The following is a 17,783-nucleotide window of genomic DNA, read 5'->3' on the forward strand; positions in this document are numbered from 1 at the left end:
TCACCTACATATCAGCGTGCCTTCTCCCGAAGTTACGGCACCATTTTGCCTAGTTCCTTCACCCGAGTTCTCTCAAGCGCCTTGGTATTCTCTACCTGACCACCTGTGTCGGTTTGGGGTACGATCTGATGTTACCTGATGCTTAGAGGCTTTTCCTGGAAGCAGGGCATTTGTCACTTCAGCACCGTAGTGCCTCGTCATCACGCCTCAGTGTTAAAGTGAACCGGATTTACCTGGAACACACACCTACACGCTTAAACCGGGACAACCGTCGCCCGGCCAACATAGCCTTCTCCGTCCCCCCTTCGCAGTAACACCTGGTACAGGAATATTAACCTGTTTCCCATCGACTACGCCTTTCGGCCTCGCCTTAGGGGTCGACTCACCCTGCCCCGATTAACGTTGGACAGGAACCCTTGGTCTTCCGGCGAGCGGGCTTTTCACCCGCTTTATCGTTACTTATGTCAGCATTCGCACTTCTGATACCTCCAGCATGCCTCACAGCACACCTTCACAGGCTTACAGAACGCTCCCCTACCCAACAACACTTAGTGTCGCTGCCGCAGCTTCGGTGCATGGTTTAGCCCCGTTACATCTTCCGCGCAGGCCGACTCGACCAGTGAGCTATTACGCTTTCTTTAAATGATGGCTGCTTCTAAGCCAACATCCTGGCTGTCTGAGCCTTCCCACATCGTTTCCCACTTAACCATGACTTTGGGACCTTAGCTGGCGGTCTGGGTTGTTTCCCTCTTCACGACGGACGTTAGCACCCGCCGTGTGTCTCCCGTGATAACATTCTCCGGTATTCGCAGTTTGCATCGGGTTGGTAAGCCGGGATGGCCCCCTAGCCGAAACAGTGCTCTACCCCCGGAGATGAATTCACGAGGCGCTACCTAAATAGCTTTCGGGGAGAACCAGCTATCTCCCGGTTTGATTGGCCTTTCACCCCCAGCCACAAGTCATCCGCTAATTTTTCAACATTAGTCGGTTCGGTCCTCCAGTTAGTGTTACCCAACCTTCAACCTGCCCATGGCTAGATCACCGGGTTTCGGGTCTATACCCTGCAACTTAACGCCCAGTTAAGACTCGGTTTCCCTTCGGCTCCCCTATTCGGTTAACCTTGCTACAGAATATAAGTCGCTGACCCATTATACAAAAGGTACGCAGTCACCCCATAAAGAGGCTCCCACTGCTTGTACGTACACGGTTTCAGGTTCTTTTTCACTCCCCTCGCCGGGGTTCTTTTCGCCTTTCCCTCACGGTACTGGTTCACTATCGGTCAGTCAGGAGTATTTAGCCTTGGAGGATGGTCCCCCCATATTCAGACAGGATACCACGTGTCCCGCCCTACTCATCGAGCTCACAGCACATGCAATTTTGTGTACGGGGCTGTCACCCTGTATCGCCGGCCTTTCCAGACCGTTCCACTACCACACATGCTGATTCAGGCTCTGGGCTGCTCCCCGTTCGCTCGCCGCTACTGGGGGAATCTCGGTTGATTTCTTTTCCTCGGGGTACTTAGATGTTTCAGTTCCCCCGGTTCGCCTCGTTAACCTATGGATTCAGTTAACGATAGTGCAACGAATTGCACTGGGTTTCCCCATTCGGACATCGCCGGTTATAACGGTTCATATCACCTTACCGACGCTTTTCGCAGATTAGCACGTCCTTCATCGCCTCTGACTGCCAGGGCATCCACCGTGTACGCTTAGTCGCTTAACCTCACAACCCGAAGATGTTTCTTTCGATTCATCATCGTGTTGCGAAAATTTGAGAGACTCGAACACACCATTAACAGTGTGTCGTTTCAATTTTCAGCTTGATCCAGATTTTTAAAGAGCAAAACTTCGCAGCGCACCCTTTCAGGTACACTCTGAAGTTTTCTTGATTACGTTCTACAGTATGGTGGAGCTATGCGGGATCGAACCGCAGACCTCCTGCGTGCAAAGCAGGCGCTCTCCCAGCTGAGCTATAGCCCCATACAGTGTAGTCAGAACCTCTGTACCGATAATTTTTCCTGAGACAAGGCGTGGAATGACGAAGCATACTTAAAGTATGCGAGTCGTTTCACAACGCAGTATTCAGGGAAAATTTGGTAGGCCTGAGTGGACTTGAACCACCGACCTCACCCTTATCAGGGGTGCGCTCTAACCACCTGAGCTACAAGCCTGTAGAGGTTTTACTGCTCGTTTTTCATCAGACAATCTGTGTGGGCACTACAAAGGCAGGTTCTTTAAGGTAAGGAGGTGATCCAACCGCAGGTTCCCCTACGGTTACCTTGTTACGACTTCACCCCAGTCATGAATCACAAAGTGGTAAGCGCCCTCCCGAAGGTTAAGCTACCTACTTCTTTTGCAACCCACTCCCATGGTGTGACGGGCGGTGTGTACAAGGCCCGGGAACGTATTCACCGTGGCATTCTGATCCACGATTACTAGCGATTCCGACTTCATGGAGTCGAGTTGCAGACTCCAATCCGGACTACGACATACTTTATGAGGTCCGCTTGCTCTCGCGAGGTCGCTTCTCTTTGTATATGCCATTGTAGCACGTGTGTAGCCCTGGTCGTAAGGGCCATGATGACTTGACGTCATCCCCACCTTCCTCCAGTTTATCACTGGCAGTCTCCTTTGAGTTCCCGGCCGGACCGCTGGCAACAAAGGATAAGGGTTGCGCTCGTTGCGGGACTTAACCCAACATTTCACAACACGAGCTGACGACAGCCATGCAGCACCTGTCTCACAGTTCCCGAAGGCACCAAGGCATCTCTGCCAAGTTCTGTGGATGTCAAGACCAGGTAAGGTTCTTCGCGTTGCATCGAATTAAACCACATGCTCCACCGCTTGTGCGGGCCCCCGTCAATTCATTTGAGTTTTAACCTTGCGGCCGTACTCCCCAGGCGGTCTATTTAACGCGTTAGCTCCGGAAGCCACGCCTCAAGGGCACAACCTCCAAATAGACATCGTTTACGGCGTGGACTACCAGGGTATCTAATCCTGTTTGCTCCCCACGCTTTCGCACCTGAGCGTCAGTCTTCGTCCAGGGGGCCGCCTTCGCCACCGGTATTCCTCCAGATCTCTACGCATTTCACCGCTACACCTGGAATTCTACCCCCCTCTACGAGACTCAAGCCTGCCAGTTTCGAATGCAGTTCCCAGGTTGAGCCCGGGGATTTCACATCCGACTTGACAGACCGCCTGCGTGCGCTTTACGCCCAGTAATTCCGATTAACGCTTGCACCCTCCGTATTACCGCGGCTGCTGGCACGGAGTTAGCCGGTGCTTCTTCTGCGGGTAACGTCAATGGCTAAGGTTATTAACCTTAACCCCTTCCTCCCCGCTGAAAGTACTTTACAACCCGAAGGCCTTCTTCATACACGCGGCATGGCTGCATCAGGCTTGCGCCCATTGTGCAATATTCCCCACTGCTGCCTCCCGTAGGAGTCTGGACCGTGTCTCAGTTCCAGTGTGGCTGGTCATCCTCTCAGACCAGCTAGGGATCGTCGCCTTGGTGAGCCGTTACCTCACCAACAAGCTAATCCCATCTGGGCACATCCGATGGCAAGAGGCCCGAAGGTCCCCCTCTTTGGTCTTGCGACATTATGCGGTATTAGCTACCGTTTCCAGTAGTTATCCCCCTCCATCGGGCAGTTTCCCAGACATTACTCACCCGTCCGCCACTCGTCAGCAAAGCAGCAAGCTGCTTCCTGTTACCGTTCGACTTGCATGTGTTAGGCCTGCCGCCAGCGTTCAATCTGAGCCATGATCAAACTCTTCAATTTAAGTTTGATGCTCCTAGAATTAAACGTCGTAATGAATTACGTGTTCACTCTTTGAGACTTGGTATTCATTTTTCGTCTTGCGACGTTAAGAATCCATGTCACTCTGAGTGCCCACACAGATTGTCTGATAAATTGTTAAAGAGCAGTTGCGACGCGCTTTAGCGTTCTGTCGCGAGGTGGCGTATATTACGCTTTCCTCTTTCAGAGTCAACCCTGATTTTCAGGATTTTTCTCTTCGCTGTGACGACCATCTTGTGAAGCGTTTCACTTTGTCGTCTCAACGGAGGCGCATTATAGGGATCCCATTTTTTTGCACAAGCCTTTTTTGGATCTTTTTTTCCGTTCGCTGCTTTTTCATCCCTTTCGCTCCATTCATGCGCAATTTGGTGGATTTTTGATAGTTAAAGCACTTGCGCAAGGGCAGAAATGCAACCAAAGTCATCATTACTGTTCTCTTACCTTGAGGTAAACATGTCTGACGTATTACGTCCTTATAAGGATCTTTTTCCACAGATTGGCCAACGGGTGATGCTCGACAGCAGCAGTGTGATCATTGGTGACGTTCGCCTGGCGGACGATGTGGGGATCTGGCCGCTTGTTGCGATCCGTGGCGATGTAAATTACGTTGCGATCGGGGCGCGTACGAATATTCAGGATGGCAGCGTGTTGCATGTCACGCACAAATCCGCCTCCAACCCGGATGGCAACCCGCTCATTGTAGGAGAAGATGTGACGGTCGGGCATAAAGTGATGTTGCACGGCTGCATCATTGGCAACCGGGTCCTGGTCGGTATGGGATCGATTCTGCTGGATGGCGCGGTGATTGAAGACGACGTAATGATTGGGGCGGGAAGCCTGGTACCGCAAAACAAACGCCTGGAGAGCGGCTATCTCTATTTGGGGAGCCCGGTCAAACAGATCCGGCCGCTAACAGAGGAGGAGAAAGCGGGTCTGCAATACTCCGCCAGAAATTATGTGAAATGGAAAGACGAGTATCTCGCTCAGGGTAACCAAACCCAGCCATGATCGTCTTCTTGCTGGGACTGGATCAGTGCTTCCGCTTCTTCTTCCAGATCCCAGCGATGTTCGCAAAAGTGAGCTAACCATTGTTCCGTCGTTTCACCACCAAAGCGATTCGCCAGCGTTTCTCCCTTAATAGCGCACATTAACTGCATGCCATTAACCAGCGCGGGAAAGCAAACCGCTTTTTTCTGCGCGTCCCACTCTTCCCGGTCTGGAAACTGGATGGCCTGATTCATGCGGATAACTCCTGCTTGAGACGCGCAATCACTGGCTCAATTTCCGGCAACACGCCGTGCCAGAGCAGAACGGCATGAGCTGCTTGTCCCACCAGCATCCCCAGGCCATCGGCATAACGTTTCGCGCCCTGGCGTTCACACCAGGAGAGAAACGGCGTATTGCCCTTTTGGTAGAACATGTCATAACAACATACGGACGAACGAATGAGCGATGCCGGGATCGCCGGGATCTCACCGCTGATGCCGCTGGAGGTGGCATTAATGATCAGATCAAACTCATGTCCTTCCAGCTCATCCATACCCAGCGCCTGCACGCTACCTGTATGTGCAAAAACCTGTGCCAGTTCTTCCGCACGGGATGCCGTCCGGTTAACAATCGTCACCCCGCAATCCAGAGAAAGCAGCGGTAACAATACACCACGCGAAGCGCCACCCGCGCCAATCAGCAGGATACGTTGCCCCGGCTGGATAAATGACAGACGTTCGAGGTCACTTAGCAGACCGATGCCGTCGGTGTTGTCACCCAGCAACCGACCGTCTTCGAGCCGCTTGATCGTATTCACCGCACCGGCCAGGGCTGCACGCTCGGTGAGTTCATCGGCGCGGGCAAATGCTTCTTCTTTAAATGGCACCGTAACGTTCACTCCTTTACCGCCGTCGGCAAAGAACGCGTTCAGTGTGTTGATGAAATCATTAACAGGCGCCAGCACACGGCCATACGGATGCGCAATCTGCAACTGCTGCGCAAATTGCTGATGAATAAACGGCGATTTGCTGTGCGCGATTGGATTACCAAAAACAGCATAGGTTTCCATCATCTTACCCCTGTCGAAACAGCTCGCCCGTCAGAGCATCACGGATTTCAGAAGGATTCAAGCGACCGCCGGTTTCTCCTGACACCACGGGGAAGTCTGTACCAAACTGTGTGCGAACTTCCTCAACCGTACGGCAAGGGGGTAATCCACTCAGGTTGGCGCTGGTTGAAACCAACGGTTTGCCATAAGCCTGGCACAGGGCGACCACCAGCGGATGATCCGTCACGCGCACCGCCAATGAATCAAAGCGTCCCGTCAACCAACGAGGCGTCGTCGCTGGCGCAGGGAAAACAAAGGTCACCGGACCAGGCCAACGAGCAAACACGGCATCACGCTGGGCATCGGTCAACATACTGTCGTCAATATACGGCTTGAGCTGCTCAAAACTGGCGGCGATCAAAATTAACCCTTTATCCACCGGACGCTGTTTCAAGGCCAACAGACGATTTACGGCCACTTCGCTATCGGGATCGCACCCGACGCCAAAGACGGCTTCTGTTGGATAGGCGATGACATTCTCTTTATTCAGTACCTCTATTGCGTCAGCGATAGGGTCTGTTGGCAGGTTATTATTCACTTGTTTGTTCCGCCGAAACCGGCTTTCCACATTGTTTACTGGCGCAAAAGTGCTTCACACCCTGCGCGGTTTTCTTTTCGATGAGTAGCGGATAGTGGCACTCAGGACACTCTCCGGCTATCGGTTTGAAGTTAATGACAAACTGGCACTCCGGATAGCGATCGCAGGAGTGGAAAGTTTTGCCATAACGGGAACGCCGCTGGACCAGATGGCCCGTCTGGCATTGAGGGCAGGTAATAGCGGTTTCATCGGGTTTATCAATGAGCTCAGTATGCTCACATTCTGGATAGTTGCTGCAGCCGATAAACATACCAAAACGCCCCTGGCGCAACACCAGTTCGCCGCCGCAGTCAGGGCAATGTTTCCCCTCCAGAACTTTGACGATATGTCCGTCCGCTGAGGATTTCAACGGACGGATATAGTCACATTCCGGATAGTGCGAGCAACCAAGAAACGGACCGTGTTTCCCGGAGCGAATCACCAGTTCAGCCCCGCACTGCGGACAGGGCTCATTTTTACGCACCGAAAACAGTGCTGATTTAGCCATAACAACTCATGCTGAATTAAGGTTGATTAATGCAGCATACCTTCATTCACTTCAAAGAGTAATTCTTCCATTTGCTGATATGCATTTTCACAACCTGGAATATTGAACAAAACCATCAGGATGACCCACTTCAGGTCTTCCAGGTCGAATTCTGCGGTATCCAGCGCGAGCACACGTTCAATCACCATTTCTCGCGTTTCGAGGTTTAGCACCTGAATCTGCTCAAGGAATAACAGGAATCCGCGGCAACTGGCATCCAGTCGGTCACACTCTTCTGGGGTATAAATACGCACAGAGAGAGGATCGGAGGCGAGCTGCATCGGCTCGGCAAGACCTTCCTGGTAGTCAGCAAGCTTTTCCAGCCACAGGAGCGCGTTGTAGATGTCTTCACGATCAAAACCAGCGTCGGTAAGATCCCGTTCAAGTTTGTCCTGATCCACACGTAATTCAGCTTCATTGTGGATATATGTCTCAAACAAATACATTAGTACGTCGAACATGGCATGCCCTCCTCAATCGGACATAGCCGCCGGGTACAACTGCGATCCATCCTGCTAACTCCAGTTCGAGTAGCTGAGCCACTACCTCTGGCACAGGTTGGCCGGCACGTTCAGCGACGACGTCAACAGGTGTTACCTCATCTCCTACGTTAGCCAGGAGCTCGGGAAATGGCAATGCTGCGCCTTCCTGATCTGATGAATAAAGTGATTTTTCAGGCTCATCTGGCAGCCAATGCAAGCCGTACTGCAAATTTTCCATGATTTCCTCTGGGGCCGTCACAAGGGTGGCACCCTGCTTCACCAGCCAGTGTGGCCCTTCGCTTCCGGGGCTGCCGAGGGGGCCAGGGATAGCGAACACCTCTCGTCCTTGCTCTAACGCACAGCGCGCGGTGACCAACGAGCCACTGCGTAATGCCGCCTCAACCACCAGAACCCCTTTACTCAGACCGCTAATGATACGGTTCCGGCGGGGAAAGTTGCGCGGTAAAGGGGCCATCATTAACGGAAATTCGGACACCAGCGCGCCTCCCGTTTCCAGCAACGCATCGGCCATCCCGGCATGTCGGCGGGGATAGACGGATTGCAGGCCGTTGCCTAATACGGCAATGCTTTTCCCCTTTGCCTGGATCGCCGCCCGATGGGCGATGCCATCAACACCTCGCGCCAGACCGCTGGTAATGGTGATATCCCAACTGGCCAGTTTCTCACAAAACATCTGCCCCCATCGTTCGCCATACCAGGACGGCGTTCGGCTTCCCACGACGGCGAGTTGAAAATCATGGAGACATCGCGGGGAGCCAACGACAAAAACCGCACCGGGATAATCTTCAATGGCGCGAAGCTGTGCAGGATAATCTTCACTGTCTGCCAGTAATAAGTCATGGTGCGGCAACTCAAGCCAGCGAAGGGTTCTTTCCAGTTCTTTTTCCGGAAAGGTCAAAAAGCGCGTTGCCTGGGAAGGGGAAAGGCCGGCACGCCGCAATGCGGCGATATCAATATCCGGCTGTGATATCAGTCCGTGAGCGACGCGCACCATCTCATCGCCGAACAACTCATTCACAGCCATTAAACGTAGCCAAATTTCGGTACGGGTCATCCTTATCCCCCTGCCACAAGCAGTCTTAGCAATCTTTGCGATTGGTCACTGATGCTGTCAATCAGAGGGGGATTTGTCTAGAATAGAGGTAATAATCTTTCCAACTCCTGAACACAACTCTGGATAACTATGTCAGTTTTGCAAGTGTTACATATTCCGGACGAGCGCCTTCGCAAAGTCGCAAAGCCGGTAGAAGAAGTGAATGCAGAAATTCAGCGTATCGTTGATGATATGTTCGAGACGATGTACGCGGAAGAAGGTATTGGCCTCGCAGCAACGCAGGTTGATATTCATCAGCGGATTATCGTCATTGACGTGTCGGAAAATCGTGACGAACGCCTGGTGTTAATTAACCCGGAACTGCTGGAAAAAGAAGGCGAGACCGGTATTGAAGAAGGTTGTCTGTCTATTCCGGAACAGCGTGCTTTAGTGCCGCGTGCTGAGAAAGTGAAAGTTCGCGCGCTCAATCGCGAGGGTAAACCGTTTGAACTGGAAGCCGACGGCCTGCTGGCTATCTGTATTCAGCACGAGATGGATCACCTGGTCGGTAAACTGTTTATCGATTATTTGTCACCGCTGAAGCAGCAACGTATTCGTCAGAAAGTTGAGAAACTCGACCGCCTGAACGCACGAGCTTAAGGACAAGAATCACCGTGTCAGACTCACTACGTATTATTTTTGCGGGTACACCTGACTTTGCAGCGCGTCATCTTGACGCGCTGTTGTCTTCTGAACATCACGTCGTCGGGGTATTTACCCAGCCCGATCGCCCGGCAGGTCGGGGAAAAAAACTGATGCCGAGCCCGGTAAAAGTGCTGGCAGAAGAAAAAGGCATTCCGGTTTTCCAACCCGTTTCCTTGCGCCCGCAGGAAAACCAGCACCTGGTTTCTGACCTGAATGCAGATGTTATGGTCGTCGTCGCGTATGGTCTGATTCTGCCGAAAGCCGTGCTGGATATGCCGCGCCTCGGCTGCATTAACGTCCACGGTTCGCTGCTGCCGCGCTGGCGCGGCGCGGCGCCCATTCAACGTTCTCTTTGGGCTGGAGACGCCGAAACGGGCGTGACCATTATGCAAATGGACGTGGGTCTCGATACGGGCGATATGCTCTATAAGCTCGCCTGCCCCATCACCGCGCAAGACACCAGCGGCACGCTGTACGACAAGCTGGCGGATCTTGGTCCGCAGGGGCTGATCGAAACGCTGAAGCAGTTAGCTGAGGGCCGTGCAAATCCGCAAGTGCAAGATGAATCGCTAGTCACTCACGCAGAAAAGCTCAGTAAAGAAGAAGCGCGCATCGACTGGTCGCTTTCTGCGGCACAACTGGAACGTTGCATTCGCGCATTCAATCCCTGGCCAATGAGCTGGCTGGAAATTGACGGCCAGCCGGTAAAAGTCTGGCAGGCATCCGTAATAGCGACGCCGACGCTGGCAGAACCGGGAACCATCCTTGACGCCACGAAACAAGGCATTCAGGTCGCGACCGGCAATGGAGTCCTGAACCTGCTCTCATTGCAACCCGCCGGGAAAAAAGCGATGAGCGCCCAGGATCTTCTGAATTCACGTCGGGAATGGTTCATTCCTGGCAACCGTCTGGTCTGACGGTCACTTCTGATAACGCCCGGTGTTACCGGGCCTTTTTATTTTTGCGGTTATGAATAAGAAACTTAACTTACGCAGTATGGCGGCGCAGGCCGTTGAACAGGTCGTCGAGCAAGGGCATTCACTGAGCAATGTCCTGCCGCCGCTACAACAAAAAGTCTCCGATAAAGACAAAGCGCTGCTACAGGAACTCTGTTTTGGGGTTCTGCGTACGCTGTCGCAACTCGACTGGTTGATCAACAAACTGATGTCCCGCCCAATGACGGGAAAACAGCGCACCGTGCACTACCTGATCATGGTGGGATTCTATCAATTACTGCATACCCGAATTCCTCCACATGCAGCGCTGGCGGAAACGGTCGAAGGCGCCGTAGCGATAAAGCGCCCGCAGCTTAAAGGGCTAATAAACGGTGTTCTGCGTCAGTTCCAGCGTCAACAAGAAGAACTGCTCGCGGAATTCGCCAGCAGCGACGCGTGTTTTCTGCACCCTGGATGGCTACTTAAACGCTTGCAAAAGGCGTACCCCACCCAATGGGAAGCGATTATTGATGCCAACAATCAGCGCCCCCCGATGTGGCTACGTGTGAATCGCATACACCATACGCGCGAGAGCTGGCTGGCATTGCTCGAAAACGCCGGGATGAAAGGTTTCATTCATCCCGACTATCCTGATGCCATCCGTCTGGAAACACCCGCACCGGTCCATACACTTCCGGGGTTCGATGAAGGATGGGTCACCGTTCAGGACGCCTCTGCTCAGGGGTGCGTGGCCTTCCTTGCTCCGCAAAACGGCGAACACATTTTAGATCTGTGTGCAGCACCAGGCGGTAAAACCACCCACATCCTCGAAGCGGCTCCCGAAGCAAACGTGCTGGCAGTTGATGTGGATGAACAACGACTCTCCCGCGTTTATGACAACCTGAAACGTCTTGGGATGAAAGCGACGGTTAAGCAGGGTGATGGGCGTTTTCCTGCACAATGGTGCGGCGAGCAGCAGTTTGATCGTATCCTGTTAGATGCCCCCTGCTCTGCAACCGGAGTTATCCGACGTCACCCGGATATCAAATGGCTCCGCCGCGATCGGGATATTACCGAACTGGCAAAGCTACAGGCTGAAATTCTTGATGCCGTCTGGCCGCATCTGAAATCCGGCGGCACGCTGGTCTATGCCACCTGTTCCGTTTTGCCGGAAGAGAACAGTCAGCAGGTTCACGCCTTCTTACAGCGTACGACGGATGCCATGCTGAGCGAGACAGGCACACCCGAAATGCCGGGTCTTCAAAATCTGCCGGGTGCAGAAGACGGTGATGGCTTCTTTTACGCTAAGCTAATCAAAAAGTGATGGGATAACGGGTCACGACTGATGAAAATAATCATTCTGGGCGCAGGACAGGTGGGTGGAACGCTGGCAGAGAACCTGGTCGGCGAGAACAACGACATCACCGTGGTGGATACCAACGGTGAACGCCTGCGCAGCCTGCAGGATAAGTTCGATCTGCGTGTCGTTCAGGGACACGGCTCGCACCCACGCGTGCTGCGTGAAGCCGGGGCGGATGATGCGGATATGCTGGTTGCCGTGACCAGTTCTGATGAAACGAACATGGTTGCCTGCCAGGTGGCTTATTCGCTGTTTAATACGCCGAACCGAATCGCCCGTATCCGCTCTCCCGATTATGTCCGTGATGCGGACAAGCTGTTCCACTCAGAAGCCGTACCTATCGATCACCTGATCGCGCCCGAACAACTGGTCATCGACAGCATTTACCGCCTGATCGAATATCCAGGCGCATTACAGGTCGTCAATTTCGCAGAAGGCAAAGTGAGCCTTGCCGTCGTAAAAGCCTATTACGGTGGCCCACTGATCGGGAACGCGCTCTCAACGATGCGGGAACATATGCCGCATATCGATACCCGCGTTGCGGCGATTTTCCGTCACGACAGACCGATCCGCCCACAGGGCTCCACCATTGTGGAAGCGGGCGACGAAGTCTTCTTTATTGCCGCTTCCCAGCACATTCGTGCGGTGATGAGCGAACTGCAACGCCTCGAAAAGCCTTACAAGCGCATCATGCTGGTTGGCGGCGGTAACATCGGTGCAGGTCTGGCGCATCGTCTGGAAAAAGATTACAGCGTGAAATTGATCGAACGCGATCAACAGCGCGCTGCCGAGCTGGCCGAAAAACTTCAGAATACGATCGTCTTTTTTGGCGACGCCTCGGATCAAGAATTGCTGGCCGAAGAGCATATCGATCAGGTCGATCTGTTTATTGCCGTTACCAACGACGATGAAGCTAACATCATGTCAGCGATGTTGGCTAAGCGCATGGGGGCGAAAAAGGTGATGGTGTTGATTCAACGCCGCGCTTATGTCGATCTTGTTCAGGGTAGTGTGATCGATATCGCGATCTCTCCCCAGCAAGCAACCATCTCGGCTCTCCTTAGCCATGTGCGAAAAGCGGACATCGTTGGCGTCTCTTCATTACGCCGTGGCGTCGCGGAAGCGATTGAAGCTGTCGCTCACGGCGATGAAAGTACCTCACGCGTTGTCGGCCGAGTCATCGACGAGATCAAACTGCCGCCAGGCACGATTATTGGTGCTGTCGTGCGTGGTAACGATGTGATGATTGCCAATGACAACTTACGCATCGAACAAGGCGATCACGTCATTATGTTCCTGACGGATAAAAAGTTTATTACCGACGTCGAACGCTTGTTCCAGCCAAGTCCTTTCTTCCTTTAACTTTGAAGGGTGTATTATTTACACCCTTTTTAATCCCCTGATTTATCAAGGATTAATTCATAATCTTAATCTCAATACTTAAATGGCAAATGCCTTAACATTTGTTAAACTTATTAACGTCAGCTGCATAGGGAGAATATAATGAGCATTATTAAAGAGTTTCGCGAATTCGCGATGCGCGGGAATGTTGTCGATTTGGCAGTGGGTGTCATTATCGGTGCGGCGTTCGGTAAAATTGTATCGTCACTGGTTGCCGATATCATTATGCCGCCGCTGGGTTTGTTAATTGGTGGGATCGATTTTAAACAGTTTGCTGTGACGTTGCGTGATGCGCAGGGAGATATCCCGGCCGTTGTGATGCATTATGGCGTGTTTATTCAGAATATCTTCGACTTTGTGATTGTCGCCTTTGCTATTTTCATGGCAATTAAGCTCATTAACAAACTCAATCGTAAGAAAGAAGAGCCGGCGGCTGCACCTGCACCGACGAAAGAAGAAGTCTTGCTTACTGAGATCCGCGACCTGCTGAAAGAACAGAATAATCGTTCTTAACAGACCGCAGAAAGCAGAAGGCCAGTGGTAAAAAAGTGATTCACTTTCTTGCCACTGGCCTCCCAGTTACCCCGGTTACCGTGTTTGCCTTTACGTAAATAACTCCCTTTCCCTTTCTTATTCTTTTCAACACGCTGTCTGAATAGAGGGTCATGTAATAATGCCTCAATGGCATTGTCCTTTATCTGCCCTTTTGTATGCTGATAACGACTCATAATAGCTCCAGTTTGTAGTTTAACGGCGGGAGTGTAGTCCCACCTGTCTGATAAATCAACAGCCCGACGCCACTCCACTGGCTCCTTGTTCAAGAGCTTCCAGAATTGAGCAGTACACACTGCTATGCGCAGTGCCACAGCAGGCATCGTTCAAACGCTGCAATGAACGCTGCATGCTTTGCAGTTCGGCAATACGAGCTTCAACTTCTTTCAGCCTGTCCTGCACGATCCCTTTGGATTCCTGACAGGTATGATGTTCAGGATCGATACGGATCGATAACAATTCACGGATCGACTCAAGGGTAAAGCCAAGCTGTCGGGCATAGCGGATGAATTTAAGCCGTTGAAGATCCTTTTCCGTATATAACCGGAAACCGCCTTCAGTGCGCACCTCATGCTCCATCATCTGCTGCTTTTCATAGTAGCGGATCGTATCAGGGGTAACTTCCGCCAGCTTTGCTAACTCACCAATGCGATACATGTCCACTCCATTAATTATCGTTAATTTTATGCAGTAACTTATCAGCATACTCACCGCGTAAAAATTCCGTGCTCAGACCGGACTGCCGCAGCTTCAGTTCCAGCAGTGACAAACGCCGACTCACTTCCTGATACTGCGGATCATCCTGCCGCAGGCCGCTCAGCAGATCCAACAACTGGATGGCTTCTTTCCGCTGCTCCAGTTCGGGTGGGAGACAGCCTGCGTTCTTCAGTAAGCGATAACCGGCACGTAGCTCATCAGGCACATGTGAATCATCATCCAGCACCAACGGTTGGCCAGCGCCGCGAAGATCTTCAAACTCACCTTTTCTTTGTGCATCGATGATATGACGCTCTGCCCACTGGTCCAGTAACCACATAATGACTCCAGGGGATGAACAAAAAGAGTACAGATATTGTAGATAAGTGGGGGTGCTGCGGATATAAAAAAACCCGCCGAGGCGGGTTTTTTTACGTTACTACAGATTACTCTGCAGCAGCTTCTGCTTTCGACTCAGAGCGATCAACCAGCTCGATGTATGCCATCGGCGCATTGTCGCCTGCACGGAAGCCACACTTCAGAATGCGAGTGTAACCACCGGCGCGGCTCGCGAAACGCGGGCCCAGCTCGTTAAACAGTTTTGCCACGATCTCGTTATCACGAGTGCGGGCGAATGCCAGACGACGATTAGCTACGCTATCAGTCTTGGCAAGAGTAATCAGCGGCTCAACTACGCGACGCAGCTCTTTCGCTTTAGGCAGGGTCGTCTTGATGATTTCATGACGAACCAGTGAACCTGCCATGTTGCGGAACATAGCCTGGCGATGGCTGCTGTTGCGGTTCAGTTGACGACCACTCTTACGATGGCGCATGACCTTATCCTTCTCAGTAAAACCTTAACCTGTGATCCGGTTACTCGTCAGCGATGCTTGCCGGTGGCCAGTTTTCCAGGCGCATGCCCAGAGACAGTCCACGGGAAGCCAGCACGTCTTTAATCTCAGTAAGAGATTTTTTACCAAGGTTAGGCGTCTTAAGAAGCTCAACCTCAGTACGCTGTACCAGATCACCGATATAGTGGATAGCTTCTGCTTTAAGGCAGTTAGCAGAGCGGACAGTCAATTCCAGATCGTCAACAGGGCGCAGCAGGATCGGATCGAATTCTGGTTTCTCTTCTTTCACTTCCGGCTGACGTACATCACGTAAATCAACGAAAGCTTCCAGTTGTTCTGCCAGAATGGTCGCCGCACGACGAATCGCCTCTTCAGGATCGATTGTGCCGTTGGTTTCCATTTCGATGACCAGCTTGTCCAGGTCGGTACGCTGTTCTACACGCGCTGCTTCAACATTGTAGGCAATACGCTCTACAGGGCTGTAGCATGCGTCAACCAGCAGACGGCCGATTGGGCGCTCATCTTCTTCCGAATGAATTCGGGTAGAAGCCGGCACATAACCACGACCGCGCTGAACTTTGATACGCATGCTAATAGACGCGTTCTCATCGGTCAGGTGGCAGATCACGTGCTGCGGCTTGACGATTTCGACATCCCCGTCATGGGTAATGTCGGCTGCAGTCACAGGGCCAATGCCAGATTTATTCAAGGTAAGAATAACTTCATCTTTACCCTGAACTCTCACCGCCAGCCCTTTCAGGTTGAGCAGGATTTCCAGGATATCTTCCTGAACGCCTTCTTTGGTGCTGTACTCATGTAGTACACCATCAATCTCAACCTCGGTCACCGCGCAACCCGGCATCGATGAGAGCAGAATACGGCGCAGTGCGTTACCCAGAGTATGGCCGAAGCCACGCTCTAAAGGCTCAAGGGTCACCTTGGCGTGCGTCGAACTCACTTGCTCGATATCTACCAGGCGCGGTTTTAGAAACTCTGTCACAGAACCCTGCATTGTGTCCTCTCTTTGGTACTAAGCTTTACTTGGAGTAAAGCTCGACGATCAGGTGTTCGTTAATGTCCGCAGACAGATCAGAACGCTCAGGCTTACGCTTGTACGTACCTTCCATCTTGCCAGCATCAACTTCCAGCCAGGTTGGCTTTTCACGCTGCTCAGCCAGCTCCAGAGCGGCTTTCACGCGAGACTGCTTCTTCGCTTTCTCACGAATGCTAACAACGTCATTCGGACTAACCTGATAAGAAGCGATGTTAACAACACGACCGTTTACCATAATCGCTTTATGGCTAACCAGCTGACGTGCTTCTGCACGAGTGGCGCCGAAGCCCATACGGTATACAACGTTGTCCAGACGACCTTCCAGCAGAGCCAACAGGTTTTCACCGGTGTTGCCTTTCAGACGTGCTGCTTCTTTGTAGTAGTTACGGAACTGACGCTCCAGCACACCGTAGATACGGCGAACTTTTTGCTTTTCACGCAACTGCACACCATAGTCAGACAGACGCGGTTTACGCGCACCGTGCTGGCCAGGAGCTTGTTCAATTTTACACTTGGTATCGATCGCGCGAACGCCAGACTTAAGGAATAAGTCGGTGCCCTCACGACGGCTCAGCTTGAGCTTAGGACCCAAATATCTTGCCATTTTCTATCTCCAACTAACCTGGAAAACGAAGCGTTATACGCGACGTTTTTTCGGCGGACGACAACCGTTATGAGGGATCGGAGTCACATCAGTAATATTAGTGATGCGGAAACCAGCGGCGTTCAGAGCACGAATAGTAGATTCGCGGCCTGGACCCGGACCTTTAACCATAACTTCCAGATTCTTGATGCCGTATTCTTTTACGGCGTCAGCGCAACGCTCTGCTGCAACCTGAGCTGCGAACGGAGTAGATTTGCGAGAACCACGGAAACCGGAACCACCGGCTGTTGCCCAACCCAGCGCGTTACCCTGACGATCAGTGATAGTCACGATGGTGTTGTTGAAAGAAGCATGGATATGAGCCACGCCGTCAGAGACTTGTTTTCTTACACGTTTACGTGCACGAATTGGTGCCTTTGCCATTATTCAATCACCCCGATTATTTCTTGATCGGTTTGCGCGGACCCTTACGGGTACGTGCGTTGGTCTTAGTACGCTGACCGCGCACTGGCAGACCACGACGATGACGCAAACCGCGATAGCAACCAAGATCCATCAGGCGCTTGATGCTCATGCTGATTTCACGGCGCAGATCACCTTCAACGACAAATTTGGCAACTTCGTCACGCAGCGTGTCGATTTGTCCTTCAGACAGCTCACTGATCTTAACATTTTCAGCGATACCCGCTGCAGCCAGGATGGCTTTAGAACGGGTCTTACCGATGCCGTAGATCGACGTTAACGCGATCACAGCATGTTTTTGATCAGGAATGTTAATGCCTGCTATACGGGCCACTATGCACTCCTACTATTTAATATGTACGCACCATGCTGAAAAGCCCGTTTTCAGGATACTCAAATGGAAACGTACAGACATACAAAAGATTGGCTGGCTAATCTAGCCAGCTCAACCCAACTTTGCAAGAAAAATATGCGAATAAATCAGCCTTGGCGCTGTTTATGCTTCGGCTCGGCACTGCAAATCACACGGATGACACCATCACGCTTAACGATTTTGCAGTTACGGCATAATTTCTTGACGGAAGCACGAACTTTCATTTTTACTCTCCG

General features: G+C 52.0%; 21 protein-coding genes, 2 tRNA genes, 1 rRNA gene and 3 other annotated features. Of the genes, 6 read left to right on the forward strand and 18 right to left on the reverse strand.

Going from position 1 to position 17,783, the window contains the following annotated elements:
• Positions 1–77: 77 nt before the first annotated feature.
• Positions 78–449, reverse strand: a sequence feature (23S ribosomal RNA rRNA prediction is too short).
• Positions 450–463: 14 nt separating this feature from the next.
• Positions 464–1,190, reverse strand: a sequence feature (23S ribosomal RNA rRNA prediction is too short).
• Positions 1,191–1,197: 7 nt separating this feature from the next.
• Positions 1,198–1,708 (reverse strand) — a sequence feature (23S ribosomal RNA rRNA prediction is too short).
• Positions 1,709–1,903: 195 nt separating this feature from the next.
• The 3 genes from JTI98_RS02825 to JTI98_RS02835 form a co-directional block, all read right to left on the reverse strand.
• Positions 1,904–1,979 (reverse strand) — tRNA-Ala (locus tag JTI98_RS02825).
• Between the two features lie 114 nt (positions 1,980–2,093).
• Positions 2,094–2,170, reverse strand: a tRNA-Ile gene (locus tag JTI98_RS02830).
• A 69-nt stretch (positions 2,171–2,239) separates the two neighbouring features.
• Positions 2,240–3,781 (reverse strand): 16S ribosomal RNA (locus JTI98_RS02835).
• Between the two features lie 471 nt (positions 3,782–4,252).
• Between JTI98_RS02835 and JTI98_RS02840 the strand changes: the two genes are divergently transcribed.
• Entirely contained in the window at positions 4,253–4,807 is a 555-nt protein-coding gene (locus JTI98_RS02840; RefSeq protein WP_042998365.1) for a gamma carbonic anhydrase family protein, read from the forward strand.
• On the opposite strand, the gene JTI98_RS02845 is transcribed toward JTI98_RS02840, so the two are convergent.
• The 6 genes from JTI98_RS02845 to dprA are packed head-to-tail and all read right to left on the reverse strand — an operon-like array spanning position 4,783 to position 8,575.
• Positions 4,783–5,040: a DUF1488 domain-containing protein gene (locus JTI98_RS02845; protein ID WP_042998366.1), complete on the reverse strand. Its 258-nt coding sequence runs from the start codon at positions 5,038–5,040 to the stop codon at positions 4,783–4,785. The two genes, JTI98_RS02840 and JTI98_RS02845, sit on opposite strands and share 25 nt — an antisense overlap.
• The gene (gene aroE, locus JTI98_RS02850; protein WP_080343322.1) at positions 5,037–5,855 is read right to left on the reverse strand and encodes a shikimate dehydrogenase; all 819 of its coding nucleotides are present in this window, start codon (positions 5,853–5,855) and stop codon (positions 5,037–5,039) included. The genes JTI98_RS02845 and aroE overlap by 4 nt, the downstream gene beginning before the upstream one ends.
• Before the next feature lie 4 nt (positions 5,856–5,859).
• A complete protein-coding gene (gene tsaC, locus JTI98_RS02855) occupies positions 5,860–6,432 on the reverse strand; it encodes an L-threonylcarbamoyladenylate synthase type 1 TsaC (protein WP_044265313.1) in 573 nt (190 codons plus the stop codon).
• Positions 6,425–6,979 carry a type I DNA topoisomerase gene (locus JTI98_RS02860; protein WP_042998369.1) on the reverse strand — a complete coding sequence of 185 codons (555 nt, stop codon included), beginning with the start codon at positions 6,977–6,979 and terminating at the stop codon, positions 6,425–6,427. Before JTI98_RS02860 ends, tsaC begins: the two co-directional genes overlap by 8 nt.
• Before the next feature lie 26 nt (positions 6,980–7,005).
• On the reverse strand, positions 7,006–7,479 hold the full coding sequence (smg, locus tag JTI98_RS02865; RefSeq protein ID WP_012908442.1) for a DUF494 family protein Smg: 474 nt from the start codon (positions 7,477–7,479) through the stop codon (positions 7,006–7,008).
• A complete protein-coding gene (gene dprA / locus JTI98_RS02870) occupies positions 7,451–8,575 on the reverse strand; it encodes a DNA-protecting protein DprA (protein WP_216081901.1) in 1,125 nt (374 codons plus the stop codon). Before dprA ends, smg begins: the two co-directional genes overlap by 29 nt.
• 129 nt (positions 8,576–8,704) lie before the next feature.
• On the opposite strand from dprA, the gene def reads away from it, so the two are divergent.
• The 5 genes from def (at position 8,705) to mscL (ending at position 13,468) form a co-directional block, all read left to right on the forward strand.
• Positions 8,705–9,214: a peptide deformylase gene (gene def / locus JTI98_RS02875; RefSeq protein WP_044257544.1), complete on the forward strand. Its 510-nt coding sequence runs from the start codon at positions 8,705–8,707 to the stop codon at positions 9,212–9,214.
• Positions 9,215–9,228: 14 nt separating this feature from the next.
• On the forward strand, positions 9,229–10,176 hold the full coding sequence (gene fmt, locus JTI98_RS02880; RefSeq protein WP_216081902.1) for a methionyl-tRNA formyltransferase: 948 nt from the start codon (positions 9,229–9,231) through the stop codon (positions 10,174–10,176).
• Between the two features lie 52 nt (positions 10,177–10,228).
• On the forward strand, positions 10,229–11,518 hold the full coding sequence (gene rsmB, locus JTI98_RS02885; RefSeq protein WP_216081903.1) for a 16S rRNA (cytosine(967)-C(5))-methyltransferase RsmB: 1,290 nt from the start codon (positions 10,229–10,231) through the stop codon (positions 11,516–11,518).
• A gap of 21 nt (positions 11,519–11,539) precedes the next feature.
• Entirely contained in the window at positions 11,540–12,916 is a 1,377-nt protein-coding gene (gene trkA, locus JTI98_RS02890; protein ID WP_042998372.1) for a Trk system potassium transporter TrkA, read from the forward strand.
• Between the two features lie 141 nt (positions 12,917–13,057).
• Positions 13,058–13,468: a large-conductance mechanosensitive channel protein MscL gene (gene mscL / locus JTI98_RS02895; protein ID WP_042326268.1), complete on the forward strand. Its 411-nt coding sequence runs from the start codon at positions 13,058–13,060 to the stop codon at positions 13,466–13,468.
• Here the strand turns inward: mscL and arfA are convergent.
• The 9 genes from arfA to rpmJ all read right to left on the reverse strand — a co-directional run bounded on the left by arfA (position 13,465) and on the right by rpmJ (position 17,771).
• Complete coding sequence (arfA, locus tag JTI98_RS02900; RefSeq protein WP_042998373.1) at positions 13,465–13,683, reverse strand: alternative ribosome-rescue factor ArfA; 219 nt, start codon at positions 13,681–13,683, stop codon at positions 13,465–13,467. The genes mscL and arfA overlap by 4 nt on opposite strands.
• Positions 13,684–13,738: 55 nt before the next feature.
• Complete coding sequence (zntR, locus tag JTI98_RS02905; RefSeq protein WP_044257546.1) at positions 13,739–14,164, reverse strand: Zn(2+)-responsive transcriptional regulator; 426 nt, start codon at positions 14,162–14,164, stop codon at positions 13,739–13,741.
• 10 nt (positions 14,165–14,174) lie between these two features.
• Entirely contained in the window at positions 14,175–14,543 is a 369-nt protein-coding gene (locus JTI98_RS02910) for a DUF1992 domain-containing protein (RefSeq protein ID WP_044327744.1), read from the reverse strand.
• Positions 14,544–14,649: 106 nt separating this feature from the next.
• Positions 14,650–15,036, reverse strand: coding sequence for a 50S ribosomal protein L17 (rplQ, locus tag JTI98_RS02915; RefSeq protein ID WP_001216372.1), 387 nt, complete (start codon positions 15,034–15,036; stop codon positions 14,650–14,652).
• Positions 15,037–15,076: 40 nt separating this feature from the next.
• The gene (gene rpoA / locus JTI98_RS02920; protein ID WP_001162094.1) at positions 15,077–16,066 is read right to left on the reverse strand and encodes a DNA-directed RNA polymerase subunit alpha; all 990 of its coding nucleotides are present in this window, start codon (positions 16,064–16,066) and stop codon (positions 15,077–15,079) included.
• 25 nt (positions 16,067–16,091) lie between these two features.
• Positions 16,092–16,712, reverse strand: a complete 621-nt coding sequence (rpsD, locus tag JTI98_RS02925) for a 30S ribosomal protein S4 (protein ID WP_000135226.1) — start codon at positions 16,710–16,712, stop codon at positions 16,092–16,094.
• 33 nt (positions 16,713–16,745) lie between these two features.
• Entirely contained in the window at positions 16,746–17,135 is a 390-nt protein-coding gene (gene rpsK / locus JTI98_RS02930) for a 30S ribosomal protein S11 (RefSeq protein ID WP_001029684.1), read from the reverse strand.
• A 16-nt stretch (positions 17,136–17,151) separates the two neighbouring features.
• A complete protein-coding gene (gene rpsM, locus JTI98_RS02935) occupies positions 17,152–17,508 on the reverse strand; it encodes a 30S ribosomal protein S13 (protein WP_012908431.1) in 357 nt (118 codons plus the stop codon).
• 146 nt (positions 17,509–17,654) lie between these two features.
• Positions 17,655–17,771, reverse strand: a complete 117-nt coding sequence (rpmJ, locus tag JTI98_RS02940; RefSeq protein WP_000868187.1) for a 50S ribosomal protein L36 — start codon at positions 17,769–17,771, stop codon at positions 17,655–17,657.
• Between the last annotated feature and the right edge of the window lie 12 nt (positions 17,772–17,783).

Origin of the sequence: Citrobacter sp. MGH 55 (assembly GCF_016906145.1) — a bacterium.
Classification (GTDB): domain Bacteria; phylum Pseudomonadota; class Gammaproteobacteria; order Enterobacterales; family Enterobacteriaceae; genus Citrobacter_A; species Citrobacter_A amalonaticus.